The organism is Bartonella sp. CB10SXKL, from assembly GCF_042195515.1.
In the GTDB taxonomy this organism is placed as follows: domain Bacteria; phylum Pseudomonadota; class Alphaproteobacteria; order Rhizobiales; family Rhizobiaceae; genus Bartonella.
In genome coordinates this window covers 1-509 of the sequence record NZ_JBHION010000144.1, presented here as the reverse complement: position 1 = coordinate 509, position 509 = coordinate 1, and the positions used below count along the sequence as shown (strand labels likewise).

1 pseudogene is annotated in these 509 nt (G+C 48.5%); it reads left to right on the top strand.

Going from position 1 to position 509, the window contains the following annotated elements:
• Positions 1 to 509 (top strand): annotated as a pseudogene (locus tag ACFIK3_RS09910) (hypothetical protein); the annotation flags it as partial.

The following is a 509-nucleotide window of genomic DNA, read 5'->3' as shown; positions in this document are numbered from 1 at the left end:
GAGGCTACAAAATTAGCTTCTGAAGCGAAAGCGGTAGCAGAGTCTGCGGCGCGTTCAGGAGAGACGGCAGGGCAGGTGAGTGTGGAAACGGTGCAGGGCATAGCACAAGAGGCGAAGCGTAAAGCGGATGAAGCTGAAAAAATAGCACAAGAAGCCAAACAGACAGCAGGTTATGCCAAACATGATGCGGAGCAAGCGCGTAGTGAGGTGGAAAATGCAAAAAGCACAGCGAATGCAGCGTGGAATAAAGCCCACAAAGCGAATGAAACAGCAGATAGTGCTAAGCTTACAGCAAGTTTAGCAGAAACGGCAGGCGAAGAAGCCAAGAAAATAGCGGAGAAAGCCAATAACTACGCGTATGAAGCAAAAGATGAAGCCGAAAAAGCCAAGGAAATAGCCAATAGTGCAAAATATGCAGCAGGAGAGGCGCAAAAGGCAGCTGAAACAGCGGGTAAAAAAGCCGCGTCTTTAGAAGCAGCCGCAGAAGAAGCCGAAAAAATAGCTAAAGA